Origin of the sequence: Streptomyces sp. NPDC058685, from assembly GCF_042714725.1 — a bacterium.
Taxonomy (GTDB): domain Bacteria; phylum Actinomycetota; class Actinomycetes; order Streptomycetales; family Streptomycetaceae; genus Streptomyces.
The window spans coordinates 22,434-32,846 of record NZ_JBHXSL010000067.1 but is presented as its reverse complement, the minus strand read 5'-3'; the positions used below and the strand labels follow the sequence as shown (position 1 = coordinate 32,846).

Sequence of the window (10,413 nt, the reverse complement as noted above, 5' to 3'; positions counted from 1 at the left end):
GTGGTCGCCGGCCTCTCGCAGAACACCGGCATGCTCATCGCGTGCCGCGTCGTGCAGGGCATCGGCGTCGGCGGTCTGACGGCACTCGCTCAGATCATCATGGCCGCCATGATCGCCCCGCGTGAGCGGGGCCGGTACAGCGGTTACCTCGGTGCGACGTTCGCTGTCGCAACCGTCGGCGGTCCTCTTCTCGGCGGCATCATCACCGACACCGAGTGGCTCGGCTGGCGCTGGTGCTTCTACGTCGGTGTGCCCTTCGCGATCATCGCGCTGATCGTGCTCCAGAAGACGCTGAAGCTGCCGGTCGTGAAGCGCCAGGTCAAGGTCGACTGGGCGGGTGCCCTCTTCATCAGCGCCGCGGTCTCGCTGCTGCTGGTCTGGGTGACCTTCGCCGGTGACAAGTACGACTGGATCTCCTGGCAGACCTACGCCATGGTCGGTGGAGCGATCGCCCTCGGGCTGCTCTTCCTGCTCATCGAGTCCAGGGCGAGCGAGCCGATCATCCCGCTGCGGCTGTTCCGCAACCGCACGATCACGCTGGCCTCGCTGGCCTCGCTCTTCGTCGGTGTCGCGATGTTCGCCGGCACCGTGTTCTTCAGCCAGTACTTCCAGCTGGCACGCGACAAGTCGCCGACGATGTCCGGCGTGATGACCATTCCGATGATCGCCGGTCTGTTCGTCTCGTCCACGGTCTCGGGCCAGATCATCACCAAGACGGGCCGCTGGAAGGCCTGGCTGGTCGGCGGTGGTGTGCTCGTGACCGGCGGCCTCGGTCTGCTCGGCACGATCCGGTACGACACCGAGTACTGGCACATCGCGATCTTCATGGCCGTCATGGGTCTCGGCCTCGGCATGATGATGCAGAACCTGGTGCTCTGCACGCAGAACCAGGTCGCGCCCGAGGACCTCGGCTCCGCCTCCTCCGTCGTCACCTTCTTCCGCTCGCTGGGCGGTGCGATCGGCGTCTCGGCGCTGGGCGCGGTGCTCGCCAACCGGGTCACGCACTACGTCAAGGACGGACTCGCCGAACTCGGTCCGCAGGGCGCGGCGCTGGGCCACGGCGGCACGGCCGGCGGAGGCATCCCCGACCTGGACGCGCTGCCCGGCCCGATCCGTACGGTGATGGAGAGCGCCTACGGACACGGCATCGGCGACATCTTCCTGTACTCGGCGCCCTTCGCGCTGCTGGCCTTCCTCGTGACGCTGTTCATCAAGGAGGTCGCGTTGAAGAGCCACGCGTCGTCGGAATCCTCCGAGTCGGCGCAGTCGGCCGCACCCGTGCCGTCCGTGGACACAGCGGTCGGCGCGGCGGCTGCCGCCGTGTCCCTCACGGCCGACGCCCCGGTCGCGGTCGTGGCCGCACCGGTCGGCCCCTCCGTGCACGGTGTGGTGCGCGGCAACGAGGGTGCTCCGGTCCCCCGGGCCGCCGTCACCCTGATCTCGCCGGCCGGCCGCCAGCTCGGCCGCTCGGTCTCGCAGCACGACGGCAGCTACGCACTGGACGCTCCCGGCGCCGGTTCGTACGTCCTGATCGCCTCGGCCGACGCCTTCCAGCCGCAGGCCTCCACGGTGGTCGTCGGTGACGACCCGGTGGCGTTCGACATCCTGCTCTCGGGCACGAGCGGTCTCGCCGGCATCGTGCGGGCCGCCGACAGCGGCCTGCCGGTCGAGGGCGCGATGGTCATCGTCACGGACGTCCGGGGCGATGTGCTGGGCACCGGAAAGACCACCGCTCAGGGCGACTTCGCCTTCGCGGAGCTCGTACCGGGTGCGGTGACCGTCGCCGTGAACGCCACCGGCTTCCGGCCGCTGGCCCTCCCCGTGGAGATCGGCGGCCAGGGCGTGACCCGGGTCGAGGCCGTCCTCCAAGCAGGGGCGCTCGTCCGCGGAACCGTCCGCGGCGGCCCGGACCGCCGGCCGCTGGCCGACGCGCGGGTCACCCTGGTCGACGCCGCCGGCAACGTGGCCGCCACCTCGACGACCGGGGACGACGGGGCGTACGCCTTCGCCGACCTGGACGCGGGGGAGTACACGGTCATCGCGACCGGCTATCCGCCGGTGGCCGGAGCGCTGAGCGTGGCCGGCGGCGGGGTCGACGGCCACGACATCGAACTCGCCCACCCGGGCGAGTAGTTCGGACCCCCGGGCAGCGGCGCTCTGTAGCGGAAGCGCGCGTCCGGGGCCGGGGCGGCAGGCAGGGGACGGCCTGCCGCCCCGGCAATTTTTCGCAAGGAGAGAAACGGGATGGGACTTCGCGCACAGGTACGGACGCGGGACGGCTGGGCCGTCCAGCACGCGGTCGTGACGGTCACCGACATGACCGGCGCACAGGTGCTGCGGGAGACGGCGGACGCGGACGGCGCGGTGCGCTCGGCGTCACAGCTGTCCGCGGGCGCCTACACGGTCGTCGTCACGGCGCTCGGCTACGCACCGGCCGCCTCGACCGCGATGGTCACCGCGAGCGGGCGCGCCGAGATCGGCACGGTCGTACTGGCCCGCCAGGGCGGCGCCGAACTGCCACCGCCGGGCACCTGGTCCATCGACCCGGCCCACTCCTCCGTGGGCGCGGTCGCCCAGCACCTCGGCATCTCCTCGGTGAGCGGCCGCTTCACCGACTTCGGCGGCCGGATCGCGATCGCGCCCGACCTCGGCTCCTCGCGGGTCGAGGCGGTGATCCGGGCGGCCACCATCGACACGGGCAACGGCCTGCGCGACAAGCACCTGCGCTCGCCGGACTTCCTGGACGTCGAGCAGTACCCGGAGATCGTCTACCGCAGCCACGGTCTGACACCGGCCGGCACGGACCGCTGGACGGTGCACGGCGCGCTGTCCCTGCACGGTGTCGTACGGGACGTGGACCTGGACCTCGCGTACCTCGGCACCGGCCCCGATCCGTGGGGCGGTGTCCGGGCGGCCTTCAGCGCGACGGCGGAGCTGCACCGCGAGGACTTCGCGATGAACTACAACCAGGTGGTCCAGGCGGGTATCTCCGCGATCGGCACGACCCTCAAGATCGAGCTCGCGATCCAGGCGGTCCAGGGTGACGCGCTGCCGGGCGTCTGAGGAACGGGTCCCGGAGGACCGGGCACCCGAGGATTAGGCTGCGGCCCATGGCACCCAACATCGCCACCAACACCACGGTGGAACTGGACGAGTTGCTGGAGTTCGTACGCCCCCGGCACCGGGCGATCCTGCTGACGGCCCGCAGGGACGGGTCACCGCAGGGCTCCCCGCTCACGTGCGGGGTGGACGACTCGGGCCGGATCGTGATGTCGACGTATCCCGAACGCGCGAAGACCCGCAACGCGAAGCGCGATCCGCGGGTGAGCGTGATCGTCCTGTCGGACGACTGGGACGGGCCGTGGGTCCAGATCGACGGCGAGGCGGAGGTCATCGACACACCGGACTCGGTGGAACCGCTGGTGGAGTACTTCCGCAACATCTCGGGGGAGCATCCGGACTGGGCGGAGTACCGGGAGGCGATGCGGAAGCAGGGGAAGTCGCTCATCCGTGTGACGCCGGTGCGGTGGGGGCCGATCGCGAAGGGCGGCTTCCCGGCACGCCTGAGCGGCGCCTGAGCACGCTCCGGCCTCGCCGGGCTGTGCGGGCCGCGCGCGTGCGGCCGCCTCTGGCCTCGCCTGGTGGTGCGGCACATTCCAGCCCGCCGGTCCGTGCGGGCCGCGAGCGTGCAGCCGCTTCTGGCCTCGCCTGGTGGTGCGGCACATTCCAGCCCCGCCGGTCCGTGCGGGCCGCGGTTGTTGCCCGTCCGGCTCCGCCGCGAAGGACCGGGCACATCCAGCCCCGCCGGCGTTTGAGGCGCGGGGCCCGGGGCGGAGCCCCGCAACGAGCCCGCCCCTCGAAACAACCCCCGCCCGGACTGTCCCACATGCCCTACGGGCATGTCCTCAATCGCCGGACAGGCTGGAAGTGAACGCCCCTGCCGGCAGCAAGCCCCTTCGGCTTCGCCACACAGGACCGGGCACATCCAGCCCCGCCGGCGTTTGAGGCGCGGGGCCCGGGGCGGGACCCCGCAACGAGCCCGCGCCACGAAGCCACCTACAGCCCGGACTGTCCCACATGCCCTACGGGCATGTCCTCAATCGCCGGACGGGCTTGAAGTGAACGCCCTTGCCGGCAAGCCCCTTCGACTGGACCGGGTAATCCAGCCTCGCCGGCGATTGAGGCGCGGGGCCCGGGGCAGAGCCCCGCAACGAGCCCGCAGGCTGAAGGTGCAGCCCCCTGACCGGCTCAGAGTCAGCCGCACGCGTGGGCATCCGCCCGCCCGGCCCCGTCACTCCGCGCGGGCCACCATCGCTTCGATGCCCGCCACCAGCAACTCCAGCGCGAAGTCGAAGTCCCTCTCCCTCATGTCCGCCACCGTCTCCCCGCCCCGCGCCTTCATCAGTTCCGCAGCGTTCCCGAAGTGCCGGCTGAAGTCCGGCTGTTCGCGGATCGAACCCATCGCCTCGCGGAAGTACTCGTCCTGGCTCAGCCCCGCCGCCGCGCAGCGCTGGATGAAGTGGCCCTCGATCGTGCCGAAGCCGTAGACGAACTGGAAGACCGCCGACAGCCCGCCCATCTGGCCGTGCGGCGGAAGTCCCGTGTTGCGCATGACCTCCTGGACCGCCAGCGAGAAGGCCATCGAGTGCGGGCCGATGTTCAGGAACGTGCCGATCAGCGCCGAGACCCACGGGTGGCGCACCAGCACCGCCCGGTACTCGACGGCCAGTGCGCGCAGCTGCCCGCGCCACTCGGACGCGTCGCCGACGTCGGGCAGTCGCACGTCCCCGAAGACCGCGTCCAGCGCCAGTTCGAGCAGGTCGTCCTTGGTGTCGACGTACCAGTACACGGACATCGCGGTGACATCGAGCTCGGCGGCCAGCCGCCGCATCGAGAACTTCGCCGCGCCCTCCGAGTCCAGCAGTCGCACCGTCGCGGCGATGATCTTCTCGCGGTCCAGGCCCGCCGGCTGGGCCGGTTTGCGGCCGGCGCGCCGGCCGGCCGGCTTGCCCTCCAGCCACACACTGGTCCGCGCGGGATCCTTCGCGCGGTCGGCCGCACCCACCATCGCGCCACTCTCCTCGACTCGCCCGCTCCCGATGCTATGCCGCCGCCCGTACCTCGTCTGCACGCTCCGCCCGCCGCAGCAGCAACGCGGCCAGCAGACCACCGGCCAGCACGGCCACCGCGCCGACCAGCTGGCTTGTCTCCAGGCCGGAGGCGAACGCGTCCGAGATCCGAGCCCGCTCGCCGGGGCTCCCGGCCGCCGCGAGGGCGGCGGGCAGCGACACGGCGCCTGCCACCGCGGGAACGAGTGCGGCGAAGCGGGAGTTCAGTACCGCGCCGAGCACCGCGACGCCGAGGCCGTTGCCGAACTCGGCGAGGGTGCCGTTCACCCCCGCGCCCACGCCCGCCTTCTCCGGCGGGATGGCACCCATGATCGCGTTGGCCATCGCCGGCATGGAGAGCGCCACCCCCGCGCCCATCGTCACCAGGCCGAGCAGCATTCCGCCGTATCCGTCCGCGCCGAGCAGCGCGATCGACGCGAGGCCGGCCGACACCAGGGTCATACCGACGGCGATGGTCCCCGGGGTGCCGACCCTCGGCAGCAGCCTGGCTCCGACGCCGGTCAGATTGAGCGCGACGACGGTGAGGGCCAGGGGAGCGGTGCGCAGACCCGCGTCCAGCGGCCCGTATCCGAGCACGAACTGCAGATGCTGGGTGAGCAGGAACAGCGAGCCGCCCATGCCGAACGCGACCAGGATCGCCCCCGCGACCGCCCCGATGAACCGCTGGTTGCGGAAGAAGTGCATGTCCAGCATCGGGTACGGGATCCGCAGCTCCCACAGGACGAACACACCGAGCACAAGGACACCGGTCACCGCCGATGCCAGGACCTGGGTCGAGGTCCAGCCGTGCTCGGGCCCGGAGATGATCGCGTACACGACGGCGGTCATGCCGATCGTGGAGAGCAGCGCGCCGAGCAGGTCCGGCCGGTCGCCCTGCGGGTTCTTGGACTCCGGTACGAGGGCGACGACCGCGACCAGGCCGATGGCCACCACGGGGATGTTGACCAGGAAGATCGCGCCCCACCAGAAGTGGTCGAGCATCACACCGCCGATCAGCGGGCCGGCCGCGAACCCGAGGGAGTTGACGGTGGACCACAGGCCGATGGCCTTCACCCGCTCGGTGTCGTCGAAGATCTGCACGACCACGGCGAGGGTGGTGGTCATCAGCAGCGCGCCGCCGACGCCCATACCGGCGCGCGCGGCGATCAGCTGGGCCGAGGACTGCGCGAGCCCGGCGGTCAGCGAGCCGATGCCGAACAGCGCGAGCCCGGCCACCAGCATCTTCTTGCGTCCGTAGCGGTCGGCGGCATTGCCCGCGGTGAGCAGCAGACCGGACTGCACCAGCGAGTAGGCGTTGATCATCCACTGGATGTCCGCGGTGGAGGCGTCGAGTTCCCGGGTGAGGGAGGGGATGGCGACGCTGAGCACGGTGTTGTCGAGCAGCACCGTCAGCTGGGCGAGGCAGATGACGCCGAGGATGACCCAGCGCTGCGGATGGCGGCCCGGAAGGGCGGTGCCGGTCTCGGTGGCCGTGGCCGTCATACGCACTCCTTGTACGGTGCACGGGGGATGTCCCGTACACCGTACAAGAGTTTCCCTTACGCCGTACAACGGCCCTGTACTGCGGCTACTTCGCGGCGGTCAGGTCGTACAGGGTCGTGCCGCCCACGGTCACCGCCGTGAAGGTCGACTCGATCCACGAGGTGATCGCGGAGCTGGTGTCGCCGCCGGGCCCGCCGCCGCTGCCCCCCGCGATGAAGTAGTGGATCGTGCCGTCGGCGACGTACTCCTTGAACCGCGCGAGTGTCGGCGAAGGATCGCTGCCGTTGAAGCCGCCGATCGCCATCACCGGTTCCTCGGTGGCGAGTTGGTAGCTCGCGGCGTTCTGGGACCCGATGGCCGCGGCGGCCCAGGTGTAGTCGCCGGCGTTCTGCCGCACCTTCGCCTCGACCGCGGAGTTCACGGTCGCGCCGTTGAGCAGGCCGCCCATGCCACCGCCTCCTCCGCCGCCCTCGCGAGCGCCGCCACCGGCACCGCCGGGCCCCATGCCCTGGCGCTGCGCCGGACCGCCCTGCCCGGGAAGGCCGTTCGGGGGCTGAGCCGTCCCGCCACCGGGGCCTCCCTGCTGCCCTTGGCCCGGCTGTCCCTGACCCGGCCCTTGACCCTGCTGTCCCTGACCCGGCTGCCCCTGTCCCTGCTGTCCCTGTCCCTGCTGTCCCGGCGGGATCCGTCCGCCGTCGCCCGGACCGCCGGTGCGCATGCCCCCGCCGCCCCGCGCCGCCGCGGGACCGGCCGTCACGATCGAGCCGGCGTGCCCCTCGTTCACCGTCGTGAGGGAGTACGCGACCGGCCCGGCCAGCGCCGCGACCAGGGCCAACGCCGCCGCGCCCAGGGCGAGCCGGGGTCCCGGCCGGCCCGCACGCCCCGCGACCAGCAGCACCGCGGCCGCGAGACCGCCGATGAGCACCGCCCAGCGCAGCCACGGCAGATAGTCGGGAGTCCGGCCGAGCAGCGTGAAGGACCACACGGCCGTCACCGCGACCGTCACGGCCAGCGCCGCCGAGGCCGCGAAGGTGTGCCGTTCCTCCCACAGGACGGTGACGCCCATGCCGACCAGGGCCGCGATGGAGGGCGCCAGCGCCACCGTGTAGTACTCGTGGAAGATTCCCGCCATGAAGCTGAAGACCGCCGCGGTCATCAGCAACGAGCCGCCCCACACCAGGAACGCCGACCGCGCCGTGTCCGTCCGGCCGGCCCGCCAGGTGACGACGAGACCCGCGACGAGCAGCAGCAGAGCCGCGGGCAGCAGCCAGGAGATCTGGCCGCCGATCGACGCGTCGAACATCCGGCCGATGCCGCTGCTCCCCCAGCGGCCTCCGCCACCTCCACCACCACCGCCGCCCACGCTCCCGGCCTCGTCACCGTTGATCCGGCCGAGGCCGTTGTAACCGAAGGTCAGCTCCAGGAAGCTGTTGTTCTGGGAGCCGCCGATGTACGGGCGCGAGGAGGCGGGCCACAGTTCGACGATCGCCACCCACCAGCCGGCCGCGCCGACGATCGCGAGCCCGGCGAGGGCGAGTTGTCCCAGCCGCCGCCGCAGTGTCGTCGGCGCGCACACCGCGTACACCAGCGCCAGGGGCGGCAGGATCAGGAACGCCTGGAGGGTCTTGGTCAGGAACGCGAAGCCGATCGCCGCACCCGCCCAGACCAGCCATGTCGTCCGCGCACCCTCCAGCGCGCGCAGCACGCAGTAGACGGCGACCGTCATCAGCAACGCCAGCAGTGCGTCGGGGTTGTTGAAGCGGAACATCAGCGCGGCGACGGGCGTCACGGCCAGCACCGCGCCAGCGATCAGCCCCGCCGCGGGGGTGAAGCGCCGGCGCACCGCCGCGTACACCACAGCCACCGTGCCGACCCCCATCAGCACCTCGGGCAGCAGGATCTGCCAGGAGCCGAGCCCGAAGATCCGTACGGACAGCGCCATCGGCCAGAGCGCGGCCGGGGGCTTGTCGACGGTGATCGAGTTCGCGGCGTCGGAGGACCCGAAGAAGAAGGCCTTCCAGCTCTCGCTGCCCGCCTGGACGGCGGCGGAGTAGAAGGAGTTGGCGTAGCCGGACGCGGAAAGGTCGTAGCTGTAGAGGACCGCCGTGATGAGCAGCAGACCGAGGAAGGCAGGGCGTACCCAGGGGGCGTCACCGGCCCGCCCACGCCACAGCCGGGCTGCCGGCCGGGCACCCCGTCCACCGGCCGCGTGTCCGCCCCTGGGTCCGCCGCCGGGTGGTCCCCCGCGCGCATGACCTCCCCGCACGGGCCCGGCCACCGGCGCACCGGGACCGGACGGACCGCCGGACGGACCCCCGGGCGGAGTGAGGGGCGGATTGCCGGGCGGGGGAGGGTAGGCGTGGCTGTCGTGTGTCGTCGTCATCGCTCGGTCCTCGGGTCGTTGTCGTGCGGAACGGCTCGCAGCTGCGCGGTGGCGTCCCAGGTGTGGTCGGTGAACGCCCATGCGTCCGGCGTACGGTCCGGGAACGCCCGCGGCTCCGGGCCCTCGTCGGGGTCCCGGACCACACGCGTCCGGGATGTCCCACCCCGTGCGGACATCCCCCGCCGGTCCGGGAAGACCCACGCCCGGAAGAGCAGAAAGCGCAGCACCGTCGCGGCCAGGTTCGCCGCGATCAGCACCGCCAGCTCGGTGCCGTGCGAGGCGTCGCCCGCGGCCGCGTCCAGCGCGGCCAGCGAACCGCTCGTCAGCGCGAGCCCGATGGCGAACACGACCAGGCCCTGCGCCTGATGCCGTACGGCCCGGTCCCGCCCCCGCACACCGAAGGTGAGCCGCCGGTTGGCCGCCGTGTTGGCGATCGCCGACAGCAGCAGGGCGCACGCGTTGGCCGTCTGCGGGCCGGCTCCGAGCCGGAACGCGGAGTACAGCAGCAGATACAGCAGCGTGGAGAGCGCGCCCACCGCGCAGAACCCGACCAGTTGACGCGCGAGTGCGCCGGGCACCCCGCTGAGCTGCCGGTCCCGTGGATCGTCGCCGAAGGGGCGGGCCAGCCGGTCCAGCGGCAGCGCGCCGACCGCCAAGGCCCGTCCCACCCGCCAGACACCCTTGAGGTCCTCGGTCGCCGTGCTGACGATGTGCACGGTCGAGTCCGGGTCGTCGACCCAGTCGACCGGCACCTCGTGGATGCGCAGCCCGGCGCGCTCGGCCAGCACCAGCAGTTCGGTGTCGAAGAACCAGCCGGTGTCCTCGACCATCGGCAGCAGCCGCTCGGCGACTTCGCGCCGGATCGCCTTGAACCCGCACTGGGCGTCCGAGAACCGGGCGGCGAGCGAGCCGCGCAGGATCAGGTTGTAGGCGCGCGAGATGAACTCCCGCTTCGGCCCGCGCACCACCCGCGACGAACGGGCCAGCCGTGAGCCGATGGCGAGATCCGAGTGCCCGGAGATCAGCGGGGCGACCAGCGGAAGCAGCGCGTTGAGGTCGGTGGACAGATCGACGTCCATGTAGGCGAGAACGGGGGCGTCGGAGTGCGACCAGACGGTCCGCAGGGCCCGCCCCCGCCCCTTCTGCTCCAGCCGGTACGACCGCACCTCGGGGACGGTGGCCGCGAGTTCGGCCGCCACCCGCGGGGTGCCGTCGGTGCTCGCGTTGTCGGCGACGGTGATGCGGAAGCCGTACGGGAAGGTCCGCGCGAGGTGTTCGCGCAGCCGCAGCACGCATCTCTCCAGATCGGCCTCCTCGTTGAAGACCGGGATCACGACGTCGAGTACGGGCGGCCCGGCCGTGCCGGCGAGCAGATGCTCGCGGGCCGGCAGGGTTCCCTCTGGGGTGTCGGTTCGCATG

7 protein-coding genes are annotated in these 10,413 nt (G+C 72.1%); 3 read left to right on the top strand and 4 right to left on the bottom strand.

The window, feature by feature from the left end; all coding sequences use genetic code 11:
- From ACFWU3_RS33010 to ACFWU3_RS33000, 3 genes are all read left to right on the top strand, one after another.
- On the top strand, positions 1-2,133 hold a 2,133-nt coding region (locus ACFWU3_RS33010), incomplete at its 5' end, for an MFS transporter (RefSeq protein ID WP_384444772.1).
- Between the two features lie 111 nt (positions 2,134-2,244).
- The gene (locus ACFWU3_RS33005; protein ID WP_384444770.1) at positions 2,245-3,063 is read left to right on the top strand and encodes a YceI family protein; all 819 of its coding nucleotides are present in this window, start codon (positions 2,245-2,247) and stop codon (positions 3,061-3,063) included.
- Positions 3,064-3,110: 47 nt separating this feature from the next.
- On the top strand, positions 3,111-3,578 hold the full coding sequence (locus tag ACFWU3_RS33000) for a PPOX class F420-dependent oxidoreductase (RefSeq protein WP_384444768.1): 468 nt from the start codon (positions 3,111-3,113) through the stop codon (positions 3,576-3,578).
- 713 nt (positions 3,579-4,291) lie between these two features.
- Here the strand turns inward: ACFWU3_RS33000 and ACFWU3_RS32995 are convergent.
- The 4 genes from ACFWU3_RS32995 to ACFWU3_RS32980 all read right to left on the bottom strand — a co-directional run bounded on the left by ACFWU3_RS32995 (position 4,292) and on the right by ACFWU3_RS32980 (position 10,412).
- Complete coding sequence (locus tag ACFWU3_RS32995) at positions 4,292-5,068, bottom strand: TetR/AcrR family transcriptional regulator (RefSeq protein ID WP_384444765.1); 777 nt, start codon at positions 5,066-5,068, stop codon at positions 4,292-4,294.
- A 34-nt stretch (positions 5,069-5,102) separates the two neighbouring features.
- Positions 5,103-6,611, bottom strand: coding sequence for an MFS transporter (locus tag ACFWU3_RS32990; RefSeq protein WP_384444764.1), 1,509 nt, complete (start codon positions 6,609-6,611; stop codon positions 5,103-5,105).
- 85 nt (positions 6,612-6,696) lie between these two features.
- Complete coding sequence (locus ACFWU3_RS32985) at positions 6,697-8,994, bottom strand: ArnT family glycosyltransferase (protein WP_384444762.1); 2,298 nt, start codon at positions 8,992-8,994, stop codon at positions 6,697-6,699.
- A complete protein-coding gene (locus ACFWU3_RS32980) occupies positions 8,991-10,412 on the bottom strand; it encodes a glycosyltransferase (RefSeq protein WP_384444759.1) in 1,422 nt (473 codons plus the stop codon). The genes ACFWU3_RS32985 and ACFWU3_RS32980 overlap by 4 nt, the downstream gene beginning before the upstream one ends.
- Between the last annotated feature and the right edge of the window lies 1 nt (position 10,413).

What these genes read in the sequence shown, in the direction of transcription:
- ACFWU3_RS32980 (WP_384444759.1), bottom strand. Translation starts at nt 10,412, where the DNA reads ATGCGAACCGACACCCCAGAGGGAACCCTGCCGGCCCGCGAGCATCTG.
- ACFWU3_RS33005 (WP_384444770.1), top strand. Translation starts at nt 2,245, where the DNA reads ATGGGACTTCGCGCACAGGTACGGACGCGGGACGGCTGGGCCGTCCAG.
- ACFWU3_RS33000 (WP_384444768.1), top strand. Translation starts at nt 3,111, where the DNA reads ATGGCACCCAACATCGCCACCAACACCACGGTGGAACTGGACGAGTTG.
- ACFWU3_RS32985 (WP_384444762.1), bottom strand. Translation starts at nt 8,994, where the DNA reads ATGACGACGACACACGACAGCCACGCCTACCCTCCCCCGCCCGGCAAT.
- ACFWU3_RS32995 (WP_384444765.1), bottom strand. Translation starts at nt 5,068, where the DNA reads ATGGTGGGTGCGGCCGACCGCGCGAAGGATCCCGCGCGGACCAGTGTG.
- ACFWU3_RS32990 (WP_384444764.1), bottom strand. Translation starts at nt 6,611, where the DNA reads ATGACGGCCACGGCCACCGAGACCGGCACCGCCCTTCCGGGCCGCCAT.